Genomic DNA, 21,114 nt, shown 5'->3' with positions numbered 1-21,114 from the left:
AATTAGGATTTAATTCGTTTGTTTTTAACATTGCTAATATAAATAAAAGCATTATGTTATACATAATAATTTTGTAAAAAATTTTCGTTATGATGAAAAATATTCCGACAAGCCTATATTTTCAAAAGTTTTGAAGGCATTTTCTATTTCAGAATCTTTCAAGGTAGGATGCGGATAACGAGATGGTCCACAGTCCACCCCTAGCTTCTTCATAAAGCTTTTTCCGGTACCATTAAAGCTACCATAACCACTCAAAGTCTCTACGAATTTTACTACGAAACTTTGTAATTGCGAAGCTTCGCGGAGATTTCCTTTATCAAATTCATCTTTTATTTTATAAAAAAGTGGAGATAAATGATTGTAAGTGCTTCCAACCCAACCACCAGCTTGTAAACCTAGTGAAGAATAAAAAGCTTCATCTACTCCGAAAAAAATATCCAAATCAGGATGACCCAGACTCGTTTTTTGAAATTCTACAAGATTATTCTCGGTAAATTTGATACCGGCAAAATTTGGAATTTGTTCCTTAGCTTTTTCAGCAAAACTCAGCATTGGAAAATTTACACCGGTTAAAACAGGTAAGTGATAGTAGTAAAAAGGAAGATCTTTTGCCTTTAATGCAATTGATTTACAATAATCAATTAATTGCTGTGTATTTGAAGGTTTAAAATAAAAAGGAGCAATTGCTGCCACTGCATCAGCTCTTCCTACTGAAGAGGCTGCAAGAGTTTCTGCCTCTTTCAGGCTATTACTTCCTACGTGATTTATTAAGTATAAGCCATTTGACCTATGATCGGCCCAGGCTTCTAAAAGCTCAGTACGCTCATTAGTCGTTAAGGATACAAAGTCACCAGTTGAACCATTGATAAAAACTCCAGATAGTTTATTTCTTTTAAGAAAATCGGCATATTGACCAACCATCCCAGAATTAATGCTCCAATCATCTTTCATAGGCGCATAAGTCGCCGCAAACAAGTTTTTCATTTGATATGTATTATGTATTACATATCAAATATATGAAATATTATCTTTTATTCAGTTTTTCCAGCAATTAAAACTTCAACGTTATTCTTTTGTAGCATTTTAAGATCATTTTCATCAATTCCATCGTCGGTAATAACCTTATCTATATGTTCAAAATTCTGAATAAAAGCAAGACCTGTTTTTTTAAATTTAGTAGAATCTGCCACCACAATTACTTCCTCGGCAATTTCAATCATTATTTGGTTTAAATATGCTTCTTCCATATGGTGGGTGAAAAAACCAACATTGCTTCTTATACTATCTACCCCAAGAAACAACTTATTGCAAAAAAGCTGTTTCAAATTGCGTTCAGCCATTGGCCCCACTAAGGACATGGAAAATTCTTTTAAATATCCCCCGGGCATATAGACTTTTAAATTATCAAATTGAGCAAGATTATTAACAATATCTAGCGCATTAGAAATAACCGTAATTTCTTTAAACTTCCCTAGATTACTTGCAATTTCAAAAGTAGTTGTTCCGGAGTCCAGAATAATAGAATCATTTTCCTGAATAAGACCAACAGCCGTTTTGCCTATTAATCGTTTGAGATCGCGATTAATACTTTTCTTTTCTGAAACTGCCAAAGCCAGGTTGTTAGTTTTAAAAGCACCGCCGTGAGCTCTAACAAGAAGTTTATTTTTTTCTAATTTATCTAAATCGTTACGAATAGTAACTTCACTCACCTCAAAGTGCTCACTTAATTCGGTTACGTTCACTTTATTAGATTCATCAAGAATTTCCAATATTTTAGATCGGCGTGCTGCTGCTTTCCTCATAGATTAGTTTTTATTTAGGTAGGCAATCATTTCTGCCTATAAGGTTTTTAGAACTATTTTTTATAATTTATTTTCAAAATTAGACAAAAAATAAAAAATTCCTGCAAGTTATACCACAAAACAGGAATTTAAAAAATAATATATTTCGTTTGAAAGTTTAATTCCAAAAAATGAAGATTTTTTCCTGGAATAAAAAGCAAGTACCTTTTAAGCTTTCAATATCACATTGGTGGTTCCACCTCCTTTTAAAGTTACATTAACTGGTTTATTATTTTTCCATGCGCCCCTTGTAAAATCGGGAACGTCTATAGATTGAGCCCTGTTTGTAACAGAATCTACCGAAAGCGGAGTTATTGAACTCCATAAAGCGGCATCGTATACATCCTGATCTAGAGGAAGACCGTTTCTAAGACAATCAATCAATCGCCAGTCCATTATAAAATCCATCCCGCCGTGGCCCCCAACTTTCTTCGCCATATCGCCAACCTTTTTTACTATTTCGGGAGTATATTTACTTTCAAGTTCAGCCATTTCGCTTTCATTTAACCAGCTATGCCCTTTAGCTACTCTCTCAGGGGTGGGCCATTTTCTCGCAAAAGCTTCGGTCCCGCTTACTAAATGTATTCGCGAATAAGGGCGCGGAGAAGTAACATCATGCTGCACCATTATACTTTTCCCGTTTTTGGTTTTAATCATGGTAGTATTCATATTTCCGGCATAATCTTTACCTACAAACTGGTTGTAAAACGGATCATCTTTAGCTAATTCTTTTGCCTTGCCAGCCATATGAAAATCATTACTCGATAGTGAAGTTAAATAATCCATTTGGTCTCCCCGGTTTACATTCATTACCTGGCAAATAGGTCCTAACCCATGAGTAGGGTACAAGTTACCATTTCTTTCATAATTTTCTCTTAGCCGCCACATATCCTCGTATGCATTCTTTTGGAAATTTAGATCTAATAGATTATGGATATAAGCTCCTTCCCCATGGATAATTTCTCCAAAATAGCCCTGGCGTGCCATATTCAAAGTTAAAAGCTCGAAGAAATCATAACAGCAATTTTCAAGCATCATACAATGCTTCTTAGTTCTTTCGGATGTTTCCACCAACTCCCAACACTGATCAATGGTCTTAGCGGCAGGAACTTCTACTGCAGCATGTTTTCCAGCTTCCATGGCATATACTGCCATTGGTGTATGCCAATCCCAGGGAGTTGCAATATAAATTAAATCTAAATCGTCCCGGTCTACCATTTCTTTCCATGCATTATCACTACCGGAATATAAATCGGGATTATGAGAAGTACCCTTTAAAAGTTCTTTAGCTTTTTCAGCCTGTTCAGGCCTTAGGTCACACAGTGCTTTAATCTCTACTCCTTCAATTTGGCTCATACGATTTACCGCACCTGGGCCTCTCATTCCCAAACCAATAAAACCAATACGAACGGTTTCCAATTTGGGAGCGGCATATCCGCTCATATTAAACTGTTGGGAACCGGTAGGTGTATTAGCTAAAAAAGCTTCAGGCCCTTTACAATTTAAAAAGCTTCCGCTTACAAGTCCAAGCCCACCCAAACCGGTTATTCTTAAAAAATCTCTTCGGTTATTTTTCATAATAAAAGTTTTAATTACAGAGAATCTGTATTGTTATTAAGTAAATAGTACGTAGCTAATCAAAAGGAGATAAATTTTCATGTTACATTATAAGAAATCGCGATTCCAGTATCATATAGCAATTCAAAAATCGGAAAAACCATAAGTTTCTTTCGCATTGGTATAAAATATCTTCTCCACAACTTCTCTGGGAAGATTAAGCCCTTTGAATTCACCTCTAAATTCAGGTGCACTCAATGTATTTTCCGTAGCAAAAAAATCATAATGAAAGTTCCACAAATGTTCAAACCGTGCTGCGATTTCTTCATCTGGAGTATTTCCATCGTCAATAACATCGGTACCGTAAATGATCCTATCCTGGTATTTTAAACAGAAGTCCCGTACCGCTTCCCAATTATCTTTAGCCTGTAATTGCAAATGGCAAACACGCTCGGCTACATCTGTTAAGGTATTTGGATATGCTTCCAGGCGAGTAGCTACTTCTTTTATACTCCATTCCATGCTGAACAAGTGAAGTCCCACGTAGGTAATTCCAGGAAATTTATCGAGCATGTGATCCCTGGCCTGCATTTGATCTTCATAAGTCGGATATTGCTTTTGAAGAAACATATGGTATTCCGGATGTTCTTTAAAATAATTTCTGTCTGAATCTACGGTCATTTCATCAAGAGGCAGCCAACAATTTCGAGGCTCTCCCTGATGGCCTATAAGCATAATTTTATTCTTTTGAATAAAATCAAAAATTGGATCAAAAACAGGATCATCTATCATCACAAAGCTGCCGTCCTCGAAATGATAATCAAAACCCACATCTTTCCAGATCTTCACCCCCACTGCTCCATTATCCAATCCTCGTTGTATTTGAGTAATGGCATCATCTACAAAATCTGGAGTCCCCCATTTTTTGAAATTGAAAGTGGTAAAATATTTTATCCTTCCAGGATATTTTTTCTGAAGTTTAAGAATGATTTTTTCTTGTTCTTCAATTTCATCAAAAAATGGAATATTGGTGTTTATAGAAAGAAAACCCGAATTATATTCCATCATTTTCTCCATTTTTTCTGAAGAAAGCGTGTTTAAATGCACATGAGCATCTATAAATTTTGATATCATATTGGTTTCTTTTTTAAAATTCTATTCGTCGCTTAATTTTCTGTGCTTTATTGGAAATAGGTTTTTCGATACACTTTTTATTCAAACAACTTTTACCTATTATTCTTTACAATTTCTAATTTACCTTTTACCAATTTTGTAATTTCCCCAGTCGCTACGGGAAATACCTTTCTTAAATCTATCTCTTCATTATTACGCAATTCACTTTGCAAGGTTTTCATAAAGATATTCTTGATTTCTGTAGCAAGGTTTACTTTACAAATCCCTCTAGAAATGGCGGACTGCATCTGGGAACCCGGCACTCCTGAACCACCGTGCAATACTAATCCTACAGGAGTAGCTTTTGCAATTTTCTCCAGTAAATCTAATTGTAACTCAGGTTCTTTTTGGTAAAATCCATGTGAAGTACCAATGGCAACTGCCAGGGCATCAATTCCCGTTTCTTCTACAAATTGTTTGGCTTCCTCGGGTTGGGTAAAAACTTCTTCATCGTGCGATTGTCCTAACTTAGCAACATACCCCAATTCAGCTTCTACATGTGCTCCATATTTTTTAGCCCGTTCTACAACGTCCCGGGTAATTTGAATGTTCTCTTGAAAAGGTAATTCACTACCGTCTATCATCACCGAATCAAAACCGGCATCCAGGCACCGCTGCGCTAAATCAACCGAACCACCGTGATCCAAATGAATCCAACCTTCTACTCCAAACTGTTTTAATCCTGTACGGCCTAAATTAACCGCTGTATCCAGTCCCATATAATCTATAGAGCTTTTGGTGAGCTGTAAAATTAAAGGTTCATTCACTTCTGAAGCAGCACCTAATACTCCATGCAAGGTTTCCAGGTTATAAAAATTAGTGGCCAGAATTCCACGTCCTTCACTTCGCAGTTGTTGTAATTTTTCTTTTAATTTCATTATAATTTCTTATTCCTGATTTGTTGAATTTTTATTTCAATTTCTTTTTCGTCTCTAAATGCTCCAGTGCCTCCCGCTGCTGTTGTGCTTAATGAACCAGTAAGATTAGCAAACTCGAGGCATGTGCTTAAAGTCTCACCTTGGATGAATTTTTTAAGGAAACCGGCATTAAAGGAATCCCCTGCACCAATCGCATCTTTGTATTTCTTATTCAAATAAGGTTTTATCGTGATATCTTCCGACTTGGTAACAACACGACCACCTTTATCTCCTAATTTTAAAGCCAGAATATTGGTATAGCTCTTTATCATTTCAATAGCATCTTCTAGATTATTCTTTCCACTAAGATTTAGAAGTTCACTTTCATTGGGAAGAAAAACATCTACAAACGGTAAACAATTTTTATAATCAAAATCCCATTTATCCTCCGGGTCTACCTGTAAATCTAGAGAAGTAGTAAGTCCTTCTTCCTTTGCTTTCTTGAATAATTCAGCGATAAAAGGTTTCATTCCAGGTTGAAGAAAATAATTTGAAAAATGTAGATGCGAAAATTCGGAGATATTTCCCCAGGGTATATGCTCCATACTTAAAACATTCATCGCACCGCAATAGGTTATATTAGCGCGATCCTGATCATAATTCATCACTACCGTAATTCCGGTTTTAGCCTCCTGGGTACGGTGAACAAAACGAGTATTTACCTTCTTTTTTTGTAATTCTTTTAAAATGAAATCACCAAAACTATCTTGCCCAAGCAGGCCGCAAAAAGAAGTAGAAACTCCCAGAGCAGCTATATTAGAAGCTAAAATTGCTGAAGAACTACCCAGGGTAAAATCCATATTTTCAGCAATTTTTTCTGTACCTATTTCTGGAAAACCTTGAATTTGATTTAAAATAAGATCAATATTCAGCTCTCCAACCACTAATAGTTTTTTATTGCTCATAGGTTATTTCCTTTACTTCTACCTGTGGTAGTAATCGATTAACATCTTCGAATTTCAACATTCCCAGGTCTTCGTTTAAACAGTTTGCTGCACCACACGCCACTCCATACGCGGCAATTTTCGATGGAGAGAAACTCTTATCTACGGCATAAGCTATTCCGGCAGTAAGACAGTCGCCACTACCCACCGGGCTTACCATTCCTTCTATTTTTACATTTGCTACGATAAGTTTACCCTTATAAAAAAGTTCCAGTCCTTTACTACCCCTGGTTAAGGCTACAAGTTCAACCCTACCGCTTAAAGTTTGTAATAAATCCTCCATACTTGTACTCCCACAAAGGCTTTTGGCTTCATGCTCGTTAAGGTGCAAACCAAAAAAACCTACTTCAAGTGCATTATGAAGCTGTTTTCCAGTACAATCAAGTATGGTACGTTTCCCAAAACTCTTTCCTATCTGGATTAATTTTGCATAGGTATTTGAAGAAACACCCTTTGGCCAGGAACCAGCCATACAAAGAATGGTGGTATGTTCAATTAAACGTATATAACCCAGCTTAAAATCTTCCCAGTTCTTTTTAGTAAGACTGGGACCTGGTTCTAAAATCTCGGTATTATTAAAAGATTTATTATCAGACAAGAAAGTATAACACTTTCTGTTATTGTCTAATAAATTAACTCCATTAGTATAAACTCCTTTCTTTAAACATTGCTTCTTGATCCATTCACCCGAGGAACCACCCCAAAAAGCATATAACATTGATTCGCTGCCGAGCTCAGCAAGGGCCAGGGCAATATGGGTGGCTTTACCGCCTGGATATTCTTTTATATTTGTTATCCGATTTGATTCTCCGGGAATAAGCTTATTCAACCAGGCGTAACTATCAATGGAAGGATTAGGGCAAAGGCTAAGAATCATGGTGTTGCTTTTTTAGGATATTTGTATATTTCAACACCTTGAACTACCCGACTTATCGCTCCAGAAATTGATGGATTGTCTGGATTAAGACCCAATTGTAAGGATTTATAATACCCCAGGATCTGACCGATTAAGGTAGCAGGTACAATATTTAATTCCTGGTTTGGACTCAAATTTAAATCTATATTGAGACAGGAATTGAGAGCTTTTTCTTTTGAGCGACCAATACTTACACATTCTATCGTCCTGGGATCTTTCGAAATAGATGTTGCAAGGTCCAATTCATATTTATAAACATGATCACTAGGGGAGAAAAGATATACCAATAAGGTTTTTTCATTAGTCACTGCACGCGGACCATGCCTAAAACCTAAGAAAGAATCGTGCTTACAAATAATCTGACCATCGGTTAATTCCTGTAGTTTTAAATGACATTCCCGAGCAATTCCAAGCATAGGTCCCGATCCCAAAAAAACCACTCGTTCAAAATATTTAGCCGATATTTCTTTAAATGCTTTTGCATTTTCAAGAAGAAGGTTCCCCTGCTTCACTATGCGTTGCAATTCCAATTTATTACTTTCTATATCTTTTAGATCACTAACCAATAATATAGTCAATAACATCGAAGTAAAACTTCCCGTCATCGCCAGGCTTTTATCATTGGCTTTTTCTGGGAGCAAAATGGCCAAAGCAGTTTTGGTATTAGCTCTAGTATATTTATATAACTCACCATCTTTATTACAGGTAATTACTAAATGATAAATCTGGGAGCAAAAACTGTCGGCTAAACTTACTGTTTCAACACTTTCGGGGCTGTTACCCGAGCGGGCAAAAGAAATTAAAAGTACGGGATGACGGTCTTTAGGAAAAAAAAGTTCAGGGTGGGTTACTAAATCGGTTGTAGCAATTGCCCGCGTAGTACGCTGGCTGTTCTTTTGAACCAAACCTTGAGCGGCTTCTCCCACAAAGGCCGAAGACCCGGCGCCTGTTAGAATTATTTCTAAATCTTTCTTATTTAAGATGGGATCTAAAAAGGTTGTGATTTGTTCCTCTTGTATTTGAATTAGGTCATAAACTGATTCCCATAATTCTGGTTGACCTTCTATTTCTTGTTTGGTATGTGAGACACTTTGTTCTCCTGATTTATTCTCCTTCATATATATTATAAGATTACCTCCAAATTATCTTTGACTTTTCAAATAAAAAGAAAAAAATTGGAAACAAAAAATATTTTTTTTGTTTTTGATGGTTTTTTTCTTTTTTAATTATCAAAACGAAAGTTTTATACTGAGAACTAAAGATATTAGCTTAAAAATTAAAATTTCTATTTGGTGTTCTTACAGAGTCCATTAATTGTTCTAATTCACGAGCTTTTTGGGGGTATTCATCTATTAAATTCTTTTGTTCTCCAGGATCTGATTCAATATTAAACAGTGCTACCTTAGCCTGAGGATTATCATTAACACCCAAACGAACAACCTTCCAATTCCCTTTTAATAACGCTTGTTTTCCACCAAACTCATGAAACTCCCAGTATAAATATTCGTGATCTTTTTGTTCTTCCTTACCCTGAAGTGTTGGAGGGTGTAATCTCAAGTCTGTCTAGACTTTGAAAATTAAATTAAAATTTTTAGACTAGATTATGACACAAGAAGAGATTAAGGAATTAAAGGAAAAAGCATTAAAACAATTTTTATCAGGAGAATCCCTAACCGGCAAAAACGGCGCTTTTGCTCCAATGCTTAGGGAGTTTATGGAAGAGGCCCTGGAAGCAGAAATGTCTTCGCACCTTTCCGATGAAGAAAAAGGCTCAAAAGCAGGTAATAAGCGTAATGGCAAAGGCAAAAAGACCCTAAAGAGCAGCCAAGGGGACGTCACCATTAACACGCCCCAGGATCGTAACAGTACCTTTGAGCCGGAGATCGTAGCGAAACGCCAGCGTATCCTGGCCGATAATTTAGAAAAGCAGATTATAGGCATGTACGGGATGGGCAATAGCCTGCGGGATATCTCAGCTCATATAGAGGAAATGTATGATTCCAAGATATCCACACACGTTCTAAGTGATATTACGGACCGGGTGATTCCCAAGGTTAAGGAATGGCAGGATCGCCCCTTGGAGCCGGTATATTGCATCCTATGGCTCGACGCGATGCACTTCAAGGTACGCGAAGAAGGCAAAGTAAAGCACAAGGCCTTGTATAATATTTTAGGAATAAATAAAGCTGGAAGAAAGGAAGTGCTGGGTATGTATATCTCGGAAAGTGAAGGGGCCAATTTTTGGCTTCAGGTGCTGACCCAATTAAACAACCGTGGCTTAAAAGATATTCTGATTGCCTGTACGGATAATCTTACGGGCTTTAGTGAAGCCATTCATTCTGTTTATCCCAAGACTGATATTCAGCTATGTATTGTCCACCAGATCCGCAATAGTATGAAGTATGTGGCCAGTAAGGATCAAAAAGATTTTATGAAAGACCTTAAACTGGTGTACAAGGCTGACACCAAAGACCAGGCTGAATCGGCTTTACTGGATCTGGAAGAAAAATGGGGCAAAAGATATCCCATAGTGATCCGTTCCTGGAATGATAACTGGGACCGATTGAGTGCTTATTTTGAATATACCGCACCCATTAGAAAACTCATATACACCACAAATGCCGTAGAGGCTTTTCACCGGCAGGTAAGAAAAGTAACCAAGACCAAAGGCGCTTTTACCAATGATATGGCACTATTGAAGCTGGTTTACCTAGCTACCAGAAGAATTGAAAAGAAATGGAACGCCCCACTGCAGAACTGGGGTTTGGTAGTTCAACAATTAGCTATTAAATTTGAAGGTCGGCTAGAGTTGGACTTAGCCACCAATGAAACGAAAAACTAAAATTTTCTTCTCCCGGGGGTACCCCCGGGAGAAGAAGCAGACAGAGTTGAGCTAACACTCCCAAGTGTTGGTAAAAAAGAAAGGCCGTCAATTGAATTTCGTCTAATTTTGGCACCAGTTATTTCTGCCAGTGTAGGATAAACATCCCAAAATGCTCCTTTAAAATCGCTAGTGCTTCCGGCTTCTACTACTCCCGGCCACTGAACAATAAAGGGCTCCTTAATCCCTCCTTCATATAAATCTCTTTTCACTCCACGATACTGACCGCTACTTCTAAAAAAATTAACATCAGCCTGTCGTCGCCCACCCTCAAGGTGAGTACCGTTATCACTAGTGAAAATCACTATAGTGTTTTTATCCAGTCCCTGTTTCTTTAGTTGTGTTATCACCTTTCCTACGTAAGCATCTATACTTTCCACCAAAGCAGCATAGGCCGCTTTGGGATATTTTTGGGGACCGTAATGCCGCCCTTCAGGCCAGGCTTTCTCGGGCTCATACTTGCTTGAGCCGTCCTTGTTTAAATGTGGCTCCATATACGCGTCGGGGACAACGAGTTCAGCATGAGGAATAGTAAACGATAAATACAAAAAAAATGGATCGCTTTTTTTCCGCTCTTCAATAAAATTAATTGCAGCATCGGTAAACAGTTCATTGGCGTAACTATTAGTAGGAGTTTTCTCTTTAGTTAATAGCCCATTTTCAATCACATCCAATGAATCAGGTTGTTGATAATGTGCGTCTACGTGGTGCAAATGGCCAAGGAATTCATCCCATCCCCTTTTTTCGGGCGAGCCAGTACTACCGGAAAGCCCTAGCCCCCATTTCCCATACATTGCAGTTGTATAACCCTGTTCTTTTAAAATTTCGGGAATAATTTTCTTGCCGGGATCTAGAGGAAATTCTCCATTCCCTCTTACTTCTGTATTTCCAGTATGTTGCCCTGTTAATAAGGCCGCTCTCGACGGTGCACAAACGGTACTACCTGCATAAAAATTTTCAAATTTCATCCCATTCCCCGCCATTTGGTCAATATTGGGAGTTTTAATAATATCCTGACCATAGATCCCGATATCTCCAATGCCTAAATCATCAGCCATAATAAAAACGATATTAGGCATCTGTTTTTTTGATCTCTCCTTTTGCTGTTTACCGGTGCCTCCAAAAGCCACAAAAAGAAAACTTAACACCAGTAGATGAATTAGTTTTTTCACTTTAAAATTTTATGCAGTTAATATTCGTATTTATTCCAGGGGAGAAATTATATAACTATACTCATAATCCTGAAAAGGTATTCGGTATTTTTCTAAAGCAAGGCTACCCCAGCTATTAATGCCGGCCACACCCATTTGTTTAAAATCTACATCGAGATGTACTACATCATCTTCTTCAAGTAGTCGTGAATGCTCCTGGCTCTTTTGTGCCGATGGATAAAGTTGTTCTAGTGAATAAGGCAATGCAGAAACATTTAATAGCTTATCTATATAATCTATTTTTATTCCCTTTTTCTTTCCTTGTGAAACTGTGGCCCAACGCACATCTGTTTTATTCCCGGACTCCTGCGGGCGGATATATGGATGATATTGATTTTTTACCAAGCCTTTATAAACTCCTACCATAGCGCTAAATTTTCTATCAGCATAGCTTTCCCAGGGTCCACGACCATACCAGCTGAAGTCTTCAAGCTCCGTAGGCAGTTGCATAGAATTTCCCACTTTTAATAATATTTTATGGTCTCCCCCAAGAGCTTTAAAATTATTTGTCACTTTTATTTTTGCATTATCATATAGCTCAAAAGTTTGAATAAATTCAGCATCACCATTTAGTAAAGAATAATATACTTCTACTATATACCCCCCACCTTTAAGGTTTTCATGTGTAAAATTCTTAATTTTTAAACCGGGGGCTTTGAGATAATCCAAACTTCTATTTAAGCCAGCCCCAAAATCATTATCGACTAAAGGGCGAAAAAGAGAAAGTTCAGGTCCTTTTTCAATTAGAATGTCTCTCTTATATTCATAATCAAAAAACCGACCTGTTTTTTTATCAAATTTCACAGAAAACCTTCTTTTTGATATTTTTAAAATTTCTTCAGTTTCCTCTACATTAAAGGTCGTTGAATTTAATGTAGGCGCGGTAGATACCGGTTCAGTAATAGCAAATTCATCTTCTGCTAAAAGTGTACCCGCTTCCATTAAATTTTCCTCACTAGCAAGCTTAGCTTTAATATGCAATCTGAATTCGGCTGTAGTATCCGTTGGAACTTCAAAACCCAATGGAATTTCAGTTATATTTTGCGCAGCAAGTGATATGGGTGCCACATTACTTGAGTTTACTATTTCTCCATTTTTAAGCAAATCAATTTCATATTTAAAATTAGCTAAATCACGAAAAAAATACTTATTAGTAATTTCTATACTTCGATCTGCAGTATCAAATTCGAAACCAATTTCCTGATGTACTTTTCTAACCTCATACGCATGAGGATTCCATGTACGATCAGGCATAATTACTCCATTAACTAAAAAATTATTATCGCTAGGGGTTTCTTCAGGACCCCAATCGCCACCATAGCTGAAAATTTTCTTCCCATCTACTTCTTTATAAACACCCTGGTCTACCCAATCCCAAATGTAACCGCCTTGCAAGCCGTCATATTCTTCGATTACCTCCCAGTATTCTTTAAAATTCCCCATACTATTGCCCATGGCATGTGCATACTCACTCATTATATACGGACGTTCTAAACCTTTTTCAGCATAATATTTCATGGTATTGGGGTGAGGATATTGCGGGACAATTATATCTGTATTCCATTCGGTTGTGGAACGTTCGTATTGAACCGGCCGTGTAGGATCAAAAGCTTTAATCCAATTGTAAGCTTTATAAAAATTATAACCATTCCCGGCTTCGTTCCCCATACTCCAGGCCACAATAGAAGGAAAATTTTTATCCCTCTCTACCATCCGTTTAATTCTAAGCATATGCGCGTGTTCCCATTCAGGATCATTTCCAAGGGTACGTTCAGGATCATAATACATCCCGTGAGATTCTATATTTGCTTCATCAATGACGTAAAAACCGTATTGATCACATAACTCGTACCAGCGAGGGTCATTGGGATAATGAGAAAGTCTAACCGCATTTATATTAAGCTCTTTCATTATTCTTATATCTGTAAGCATTTGTTCCTCGGTAACCACATGGTGAGTTTCAGGATGAGATTCATGTCTATTTACTCCTTTAAACAAAACGGGTTTACCATTCACCAAAAATTGGTTGCCTTTCACTTCATAAGTTTTAAAACCAACTTTTTGGTTAATACTTTCTATAGTATTTCCTTTTGGGGATTTTAAATTAATATTGAGATCATATAAATAAGGCGTTTCGAGGGTGTAATCTCAAGTCTGTCTAGACTTTGAAAATTAAATTAAAATTTTTAGACTAGATTATGACACAAGAAGAGATTAAGGAATTAAAGGAAAAAGCATTAAAACAATTTTTATCAGGAGAATCCCTAACCGGCAAAAACGGCGCTTTTGCTCCAATGCTTAGGGAGTTTATGGAAGAGGCCCTGGAAGCAGAAATGTCTTCGCACCTTTCCGATGAAGAAAAAGGCTCAAAAGCAGGTAATAAGCGTAATGGCAAAGGCAAAAAGACCCTAAAGAGCAGCCAAGGGGACGTCACCATTAACACGCCCCAGGATCGTAACAGTACCTTTGAGCCGGAGATCGTAGCGAAACGCCAGCGTATCCTGGCCGATAATTTAGAAAAGCAGATTATAGGCATGTACGGGATGGGCAATAGCCTGCGGGATATCTCAGCTCATATAGAGGAAATGTATGATTCCAAGATATCCACACACGTTCTAAGTGATATTACGGACCGGGTGATTCCCAAGGTTAAGGAATGGCAGGATCGCCCCTTGGAGCCGGTATATTGCATCCTATGGCTCGACGCGATGCACTTCAAGGTACGCGAAGAAGGCAAAGTAAAGCACAAGGCCTTGTATAATATTTTAGGAATAAATAAAGCTGGAAGAAAGGAAGTGCTGGGTATGTATATCTCGGAAAGTGAAGGGGCCAATTTTTGGCTTCAGGTGCTGACCCAATTAAACAACCGTGGCTTAAAAGATATTCTGATTGCCTGTACGGATAATCTTACGGGCTTTAGTGAAGCCATTCATTCTGTTTATCCCAAGACTGATATTCAGCTATGTATTGTCCACCAGATCCGCAATAGTATGAAGTATGTGGCCAGTAAGGATCAAAAAGATTTTATGAAAGACCTTAAACTGGTGTACAAGGCTGACACCAAAGACCAGGCTGAATCGGCTTTACTGGATCTGGAAGAAAAATGGGGCAAAAGATATCCCATAGTGATCCGTTCCTGGAATGATAACTGGGACCGATTGAGTGCTTATTTTGAATATACCGCACCCATTAGAAAACTCATATACACCACAAATGCCGTAGAGGCTTTTCACCGGCAGGTAAGAAAAGTAACCAAGACCAAAGGCGCTTTTACCAATGATATGGCACTATTGAAGCTGGTTTACCTAGCTACCAGAAGAATTGAAAAGAAATGGAACGCCCCACTGCAGAACTGGGGTTTGGTAGTTCAACAATTAGCTATTAAATTTGAAGGTCGGCTAGAGTTGGACTTAGCCACCAATGAAACGAAAAACTAAAATTTTCTTCTCCCGGGGGTACCCCCGGGAGAAGAAGCAGACAGAGTTGAGCTAACACTCCCGGCGTTTCAGCAGACCAGGCATTCACATTCTTTATTTCCTCTTCAAAACGCAGCATGGTTTTTCCATTTTTTCGTTTTAAACCAATAGTGGGTTTTTCTTCTTTATAGAGAATAATACCATTATTGTTTTTTAAAAGAACCTCAACACTATTCTCACCCTGATCGGTATTAGTTCGATTCCAGAGTTCAATATCAAAGCTTAATTCGCCATCTCGATAATTATTAATTAACCCACTTTTTACAAAAAGATCGTAAAAATGTACCTGGGGACGCGCATACAAATAAACATTTCTTTGAATTCCACTAATTCTCCAAAAATCTTGCGCTTCAAGATAACTACCATCACTCCAACGTCTTACTTCGAGGGTAATTAAATTCTCACCTGATTGAAGATAATCGGTCAGCTCAAACTCTGACTCCAGCTTACTATCTTCCCCCATACCAACATACTCACCATTCACGTAAAGCTTAAAAGCGGATTTTACTGCTCCTAAGTGAAGAAATACTTGCTGATTTTTCCATGTTTCCGGCAGTTTAAAATTACGTCGGTAAACACCTGTTGGCTGTTTTTCGTTTTCAATCAATGGTGGATTTGGATTTTCTACCGCAAACTCAAAAGGATGGTTTACATATATAGGAGTGCCATACCCATTAAACTCCCAATTAGCTGGAACTTTAAAATCATCCCAATTTGAGTCATCAAAGTTTTCGCTTTGAAAGTTTTCAGGAAGATATTTATAATGTTCTTTCCAAAGAAACTTCCAGGTGCCATTAAGATCTAGAAACCTATTTGATTTTGATTTATCTCCCAGATGGGCAAGTTCTTTATTTTCAAAAGGAAAATAGGAGGCCCGCATGGGTAAGCGGTTCTCTTCCTGATAATTTGGATTTTGGAATACATCTATATCATTTTGGTGTTGGGCAAATATCGATGTGAAACAAAAAAGGAAGAAAAAAGGAACAGGAAAAATTATCTTTATCATTACAATATATTTTAAAAAACAATGTTACGAAATTTTTTATTTTTCATTATGCAATTTTTAAATTTTATAAATACTTTTCTTGTACATCTTATTATTATCCTTCCGTACTTATGACTAATTAGCCCCCAATACCTTTATTTTTTATTTTTTTTGTCAAATTTTTTGTTAATAAATTATTATCAATATATTAGCGAAAGTTTTCGAAGGTTTTTATTTGCTTTTATAGATAATTACCGCTAATTTACTAACAAAAACAAAATTATATTATGAAAAACTGCTATTCATTAATACTTTTTTTCTGCATAATGTTTTCTTCTTCGGCTTACAGCCAGGAGAAAATAGAGGTAGAAGGAACAGTTCTGGATGCTGAAACGGGTATTCCCGTACCCAGTGCCAATGTTATTGAAAAAGGTACAACAAACGGGGTTTTAACAGATTTTGACGGTAACTTTAAAATTGACGTTCCCCGAGATGCAACGCTGGAAATTTCTTTTTTAGGTTATGCTACGCAAGAAGTAAAAGTGAATAGCCAAACCGAAATCGAGGTTTCGTTAGAACAGGACGCCGCAGCACTGGATGAAGTTGTAGTGGTTGGTTACGGCTCACAAAAAAGAGAAAGTTTAACGGGATCCCTGCAAACCGTGGAAGGAGATGAACTCAGGGATATCACAACACCTTCGGTTGAAAATATGCTAAACGGTAAAGCGGCAGGAGTGTATGTGGCTCCAGGATCTGGACAACCAGGCTCCAGAGGAAGCGTGGTAATCCGCGGACAGGCGACCTTAAGCGGAACAACCAGCCCATTATGGGTCATTGACGGGGTTATAGTAGGATCCGGGCCGGGAGAATTAAACCCGGATGACATCGAAACTATGACTGTCCTAAAAGACGCAGCCTCAACCGCAATTTACGGATCTCAGGGTGCTAACGGAGTTGTTGTGGTAACTACAAAGAGGGCAAAACTTGGAAAAACAACGATAAGTGCCTCTTCTAATATAGGCTTCAACGAATTGAATAACGGAAATTTGGAAATGATGAATGGAGCGGAATTATATGATTATTACGCTTCGTTTGAAAACGCTGATCAAATTTCATTTCCTCGGTGGAATGAGGAATTACGTAACAGCAATTTCGATTGGTGGGATCTAGCCACCACAACCGGGTTTACACAAAATTACAATGTTTCTGTTCAGGGTGGTTCTGAAACACTTAGGTCTTATATGTCTGTGGGCTTGTATGATGAGCAGGGCGCTGTTAAGGGCTATGATTATACCCGCTACAATTTCCGATTCAGAACTGAATATAAACCTACTGATTGGTTGACTATAAAACCATCAATAAATGGTTCACTTCGAGATGTGGAAGATCGGCAGTATTCTACAACGGCTATGTACTCCAACTTTCCCTGGGACAGCCCTTATGATGAAGACGGGAATTTAGAACCTCATCGTTCTAGCAATTGGGTAAATAGTGCCAGCACGAATTACCTGTATGATCTTCAATGGAATCATTCCTCAAACAAAAACTATGAGTTCATGGGGAATATGGATTTTGATATTGAATTGACCGATTGGTTAACGTTTTCTTCTGTCAACAATTATCGTTACAACAGCTATAAGTCAAAAGGGTATACCGACCCGCGTTCTAATGGAGGCCAGAGTGTTAATGGGCGAATAACCGATTATCGATCGGAATCCACACGCAGATACACCAACCAAATTTTACGATTTGACCAAAGTTGGGGCAAGCATGAACTCAACGGGATCCTTGCTTACGAATTCAATGACTACCGTGGTGAGACCCTTGATGCTTATGGAACCGGATTTATACCGGGTTTTGAGGTGTTAGATGTTGTATCCGTCCCGGAACGAACCAAGGGCGGTATTAGTGAATGGGCTGTACAGTCAGGCCTTTTTAACGCAAATTATTCCTATGACACCAAGTACCTGGCTCAGGTTTCTTTTCGTAGGGATGGCGCATCCAATTTCGGAGATAGTGCTAAATATGGAAATTTCTACTCGATTAGTGGAGGATGGAATATTCACAAAGAAAATTGGTTTAATGCAGCCTGGATAGATGCACTAAAACTACGGGGGGCATACGGTTCTGTAGGAAACCGTCCAAGCTCCCTTTACCCGCAATACGATCTATATTCGATCTCAACTAATGCAAGTTACAACGAGAACCCAGGCGCATTAATTAGTCAAATAGGAAACGAGGATCTAACCTGGGAAAAAACGTTTACCAGCGGCGTAGGATTTGATGCAAGATTTCTTAATGACCGAGCAAGGCTAACCTTTGATTATTATGAAAAGAATACTGAAAATATTCTGTATCGAGTTCCTATTACGGGATTAACAGGTGTGACCAGCATTTGGCAAAACATCGGGGAAATGGAAAACAAAGGAATTGAAATTGCCGTTGGCGGTGATATAATCCGGAACGAAGATCTAACCTGGAGTGTAGATCTAAATTTAGGACATAATGTAAATAAACTTACAAAACTCTACGAAACAAAAGATGCCAGCGGAAATTATACAGTAAGACCTATTATCATAAGTGACGGGTTGGGAATTGCCGGTTCTGCACAACGAATGTTAGAACCCGGAAGGCCTATAGACACCTATTACTTAAAAGAGTGGGCCGGGGTGGATCCTGAGAATGGAGCTCCATTGTGGTACAACGTGGAAAGGGATGATCAAGGAAATGAAATATCAAGAACTACCACTTCCAACTACTCAGAAGCAAGCTTTGAAAAAACAGGAAGAGTATCTCCTGATGTTTTTGGTGGATTTTCTACTGGTTTATCATACAAACAATTCGACCTTGATGCTATGTTCGGTTATGCTTTAGGGGCTAAAATATATAACTATTCTCGTCAGGAATATGATTCAGACGGAACATATACAGATCGTAACCAAATGAAACTTAGACCTGGATGGAGCCGATGGCAACAACCAGGGGATATAGCCACACATCCAGTCGCTAAGTATAATAATCCTGATCAAGGTAATGCTACCTCTACCCGCTATCTGGAAAAAGGTGATTTCTTAAAACTACGCTCACTAAGCCTGGGTTATAACATTGACCTTAGCCAGTTTGCTATAAGTAACGCACGTATTTCCTTAACTGGTGAAAACCTGTTCGTTATAACAGATTATTCAGGCGTAGATCCTGAAATTCCTGCGAGTAATGGTGCAGTGATGGGCTCTACCGGACCTGGAGTTTACCCGTCCACACGTAAATTTATGCTGGGACTTAACTTAACATTTTAATAAAAAATATCATGAAAAAAATACTTATAGCCTTTTTGGCCACGACAGTACTTTTAGCCTGCGATATCGACCGTCTACCACAAGGAAGCCTGGATTCCGAGACCATAGTCAATGATCCCGATGCTTCCCTTGAATCCCTACTAAATGGGATGTATGCCCAGTTAAAAAGCTGGTCAGATCCTATGCACCGTATGGGTGAATATGCAGGGGACAATATGATGATTCGCGGATCATCTACAGATGCGTTTTATGAATTTATATCATATTCCCGTACGCCAAACAATTATCGTCTGACACAATTTTGGGACTCAGGCTATAAAGCCATTGCACAGGCTTCAAATATTATTGATATGATTGAAGAGGGACAAAGTGAAGAAATAGATAACAACCTTGGCGAAGCTTATTACGTACGAGGAATGATGTACTTTTATCTAACTCGAGCTTTTGGACGTCCCTACTATCAAAATCCTCAAACAAACCTGGGGGTTCCTATTGTGAACGGTACTCCTGATGATGTAATCAATCTGGAACTTGAAGATCGTGCTACCGTAGAGGAAAGTTACCAACAAGCTATTACTGATCTAAAAAAAGCTGAAGAGTTGCTTACGATAGACAAAGAATCAATTTATGCCACAAAAGAAGCAGCACAAGCCATGTTGTCCCGCGTTTATCTTTTTATGAGTGGCACCTATGAATCTCCTAATACTGAATATGCTCAGCTTGCTGTAGATTACACAAACGAAGTGATCGGTTCCGGGAAATATTCGTTATTACCAAGGGAGGAATTTATGGAATACAACACCTTTATTCCCGAAAATAATGCAGAAACCATATTCGCAATAAAAAGGGTTGCATCAGAATTTTCAGGCTACGACCACTATTATGGTGTTGGAGGAATGTATGCCAATATAGGCGGTATGGGCTGGGGAGAAATGTATGCCAGTGCAAAATATATTGATTTATTAGACGAAACAGGTCGTAATGACTGGCGCCCGGACAGCTACAATTTAGTAGATGCTCGTGCAGCCTTTATCCAGCCAACCTATGATAATAGCGCTCCTGAAGTTTTTCGTTTTATCAAGGAAGATGGCGACGATTTAAACTATGTACAGGCAGAGATTACTCGTAGTGGGAACACCATAACTGCGGAGGACGACACGAATTCCTATACGCTCACTCCTGTTGATGCTGATCAGGGAATTTACTCTATCCAATATAGTGATGGAAACACCTATACGGGTGTGATAGATGACTATATTTCACTAAACCGGGTTTACCCACAATTCTACATTACAAAAGCATCTCTTGAAGGAGAAGAATCTCACTTACATTCTCCAGTCATCAGTCGATTAGGTGAAATTTACCTGAACCGTGCGGAAGCATATGCAAAACTTGGTAATTACAGCGCAGCACTGGACGATCTAAATACGATCAGGGAGCGTTCAATTGTAGATGGAGGTTACAGCTCCCTAGATGCATCCAACGCCAGTGAACGAATTGATAAAGAACGTCAGCTTGAACTTGCTTACCAGGCAGAACGAAGTTATGATGTTTTCCGTAACGGAAAGGCACTAACACGGAAATATCCAGGACCACACAACCAAAATGAGGTGATTCCCGCTACCGATTTCCGCGTGCTGTTTTATATTCCGCAGGATGCCATCAATTCATACCCGGGTACCCTTACACAAAATCCAACGCAATAGTAAGCGTAAAAATTTAATTGCAACCTGTTAAGACTTGTTGCTTTAAAAGAAGGTAGCGTTTTACTTTCAAATATAGAATTAGCCAAATTCTATTCCTTTTTAAAAAGCGTCTCGTTTAAAATTTTAAACGAGACGCTTTTATTAAATACATATTATATAATTATTCATATAAAGCAATCAAAACCGTGTTTAGAGTTTTTTTAAATTTCTT

16 protein-coding genes are annotated in these 21,114 nt (G+C 38.2%); 4 read left to right on the top strand and 12 right to left on the bottom strand.

All coding sequences use genetic code 11. From position 1 onward, the window contains the following. Window positions 1–87 precede the first annotated feature (87 nt). The 9 genes from B5488_RS16195 to B5488_RS16155 all read right to left on the bottom strand — a co-directional run bounded on the left by B5488_RS16195 (window position 88) and on the right by B5488_RS16155 (window position 8,905). Window positions 88–984 (bottom strand): dihydrodipicolinate synthase family protein, encoded by an 897-nt coding sequence (locus B5488_RS16195; protein ID WP_079736198.1) that lies wholly within the window; start codon window positions 982–984, stop codon window positions 88–90. Window positions 985–1,031: 47 nt separating this feature from the next. Next, the gene (gene agaR / locus B5488_RS16190) at window positions 1,032–1,802 is read right to left on the bottom strand and encodes a transcriptional repressor AgaR (RefSeq protein ID WP_079736197.1); all 771 of its coding nucleotides are present in this window, start codon (window positions 1,800–1,802) and stop codon (window positions 1,032–1,034) included. Window positions 1,803–2,009: 207 nt separating this feature from the next. Continuing rightward, window positions 2,010–3,419 (bottom strand): Gfo/Idh/MocA family protein, encoded by a 1,410-nt coding sequence (locus B5488_RS16185; RefSeq protein WP_079736196.1) that lies wholly within the window; start codon window positions 3,417–3,419, stop codon window positions 2,010–2,012. 123 nt (window positions 3,420–3,542) lie between these two features. Beyond that, window positions 3,543–4,532, bottom strand: a complete 990-nt coding sequence (locus B5488_RS16180; protein ID WP_079736195.1) for an amidohydrolase family protein — start codon at window positions 4,530–4,532, stop codon at window positions 3,543–3,545. A 92-nt stretch (window positions 4,533–4,624) separates the two neighbouring features. Next, the gene (locus B5488_RS16175) at window positions 4,625–5,449 is read right to left on the bottom strand and encodes a class II fructose-bisphosphate aldolase (protein WP_079736194.1); all 825 of its coding nucleotides are present in this window, start codon (window positions 5,447–5,449) and stop codon (window positions 4,625–4,627) included. After that, window positions 5,449–6,393: a carbohydrate kinase family protein gene (locus tag B5488_RS16170; RefSeq protein WP_079736193.1), complete on the bottom strand. Its 945-nt coding sequence runs from the start codon at window positions 6,391–6,393 to the stop codon at window positions 5,449–5,451. Before B5488_RS16170 ends, B5488_RS16175 begins: the two co-directional genes overlap by 1 nt. Then, complete coding sequence (locus tag B5488_RS16165; protein WP_079736192.1) at window positions 6,383–7,309, bottom strand: 1-phosphofructokinase family hexose kinase; 927 nt, start codon at window positions 7,307–7,309, stop codon at window positions 6,383–6,385. Before B5488_RS16165 ends, B5488_RS16170 begins: the two co-directional genes overlap by 11 nt. Further along, window positions 7,306–8,466: an SIS domain-containing protein gene (locus B5488_RS16160; RefSeq protein WP_079736191.1), complete on the bottom strand. Its 1,161-nt coding sequence runs from the start codon at window positions 8,464–8,466 to the stop codon at window positions 7,306–7,308. The genes B5488_RS16165 and B5488_RS16160 overlap by 4 nt, the downstream gene beginning before the upstream one ends. A 151-nt stretch (window positions 8,467–8,617) precedes the next feature. Continuing rightward, entirely contained in the window at window positions 8,618–8,905 is a 288-nt protein-coding gene (locus B5488_RS16155) for a hypothetical protein (protein WP_079736190.1), read from the bottom strand. 46 nt (window positions 8,906–8,951) lie between these two features. Here B5488_RS16155 and B5488_RS16150 point away from each other — a divergent pair, with 46 nt between their 5' ends. Continuing rightward, window positions 8,952–10,190, top strand: coding sequence for an IS256 family transposase (locus tag B5488_RS16150; protein WP_079733433.1), 1,239 nt, complete (start codon window positions 8,952–8,954; stop codon window positions 10,188–10,190). Here the strand turns inward: B5488_RS16150 and B5488_RS16145 are convergent. Together B5488_RS16145 and B5488_RS16140 are read right to left on the bottom strand one after the other, a co-directional pair. Then, a complete protein-coding gene (locus B5488_RS16145; protein WP_197686266.1) occupies window positions 10,187–11,401 on the bottom strand; it encodes a sulfatase-like hydrolase/transferase in 1,215 nt (404 codons plus the stop codon). The genes B5488_RS16150 and B5488_RS16145 overlap by 4 nt on opposite strands. A 30-nt stretch (window positions 11,402–11,431) precedes the next feature. Then, window positions 11,432–13,510: a glycoside hydrolase family 2 TIM barrel-domain containing protein gene (locus B5488_RS16140; RefSeq protein ID WP_262507365.1), complete on the bottom strand. Its 2,079-nt coding sequence runs from the start codon at window positions 13,508–13,510 to the stop codon at window positions 11,432–11,434. 128 nt (window positions 13,511–13,638) lie between these two features. Here B5488_RS16140 and B5488_RS16135 point away from each other — a divergent pair, with 128 nt between their 5' ends. Next, entirely contained in the window at window positions 13,639–14,877 is a 1,239-nt protein-coding gene (locus tag B5488_RS16135; protein WP_079733433.1) for an IS256 family transposase, read from the top strand. On the opposite strand, the gene B5488_RS16130 is transcribed toward B5488_RS16135, so the two are convergent. Then, complete coding sequence (locus B5488_RS16130) at window positions 14,822–15,922, bottom strand: sugar-binding domain-containing protein (protein WP_079736188.1); 1,101 nt, start codon at window positions 15,920–15,922, stop codon at window positions 14,822–14,824. The genes B5488_RS16135 and B5488_RS16130 overlap by 56 nt on opposite strands. Window positions 15,923–16,188: 266 nt before the next feature. On the opposite strand from B5488_RS16130, the gene B5488_RS16125 reads away from it, so the two are divergent. Together B5488_RS16125 and B5488_RS16120 are read left to right on the top strand one after the other, a co-directional pair. Next, window positions 16,189–19,197 carry a SusC/RagA family TonB-linked outer membrane protein gene (locus B5488_RS16125; RefSeq protein ID WP_079736187.1) on the top strand — a complete coding sequence of 1,003 codons (3,009 nt, stop codon included), beginning with the start codon at window positions 16,189–16,191 and terminating at the stop codon, window positions 19,195–19,197. A 35-nt stretch (window positions 19,198–19,232) separates the two neighbouring features. Further along, entirely contained in the window at window positions 19,233–20,903 is a 1,671-nt protein-coding gene (locus tag B5488_RS16120; protein WP_231919760.1) for a RagB/SusD family nutrient uptake outer membrane protein, read from the top strand. The last annotated feature ends 211 nt before the right edge of the window (window positions 20,904–21,114 follow it).

It is taken from the genome of Salegentibacter salegens, assembly GCF_900142975.1.
Taxonomy (GTDB): domain Bacteria; phylum Bacteroidota; class Bacteroidia; order Flavobacteriales; family Flavobacteriaceae; genus Salegentibacter; species Salegentibacter salegens.
Note: the sequence above shows the minus strand (reverse complement) of the source record. Positions and strands in the feature narration are given on the sequence as shown.

Bases quoted from the DNA above. Each gene is read 5' to 3' on its own strand.
- B5488_RS16195 (WP_079736198.1), bottom strand. From the start codon at position 984: ATGAAAAACTTGTTTGCGGCGACTTATGCGCCTATGAAAGATGATTGG.
- B5488_RS16180 (WP_079736195.1), bottom strand. From the start codon at position 4,532: ATGATATCAAAATTTATAGATGCTCATGTGCATTTAAACACGCTTTCT.
- B5488_RS16170 (WP_079736193.1), bottom strand. From the start codon at position 6,393: ATGAGCAATAAAAAACTATTAGTGGTTGGAGAGCTGAATATTGATCTT.
- B5488_RS16165 (WP_079736192.1), bottom strand. From the start codon at position 7,309: ATGATTCTTAGCCTTTGCCCTAATCCTTCCATTGATAGTTACGCCTGG.
- B5488_RS16185 (WP_079736196.1), bottom strand. From the start codon at position 3,419: ATGAAAAATAACCGAAGAGATTTTTTAAGAATAACCGGTTTGGGTGGG.
- B5488_RS16175 (WP_079736194.1), bottom strand. From the start codon at position 5,449: ATGAAATTAAAAGAAAAATTACAACAACTGCGAAGTGAAGGACGTGGA.
- B5488_RS16125 (WP_079736187.1), top strand. From the start codon at position 16,189: ATGAAAAACTGCTATTCATTAATACTTTTTTTCTGCATAATGTTTTCT.
- agaR (WP_079736197.1), bottom strand. From the start codon at position 1,802: ATGAGGAAAGCAGCAGCACGCCGATCTAAAATATTGGAAATTCTTGAT.
- B5488_RS16150 (WP_079733433.1), top strand. From the start codon at position 8,952: ATGACACAAGAAGAGATTAAGGAATTAAAGGAAAAAGCATTAAAACAA.
- B5488_RS16160 (WP_079736191.1), bottom strand. From the start codon at position 8,466: ATGAAGGAGAATAAATCAGGAGAACAAAGTGTCTCACATACCAAACAA.
- B5488_RS16130 (WP_079736188.1), bottom strand. From the start codon at position 15,922: ATGATAAAGATAATTTTTCCTGTTCCTTTTTTCTTCCTTTTTTGTTTC.
- B5488_RS16135 (WP_079733433.1), top strand. From the start codon at position 13,639: ATGACACAAGAAGAGATTAAGGAATTAAAGGAAAAAGCATTAAAACAA.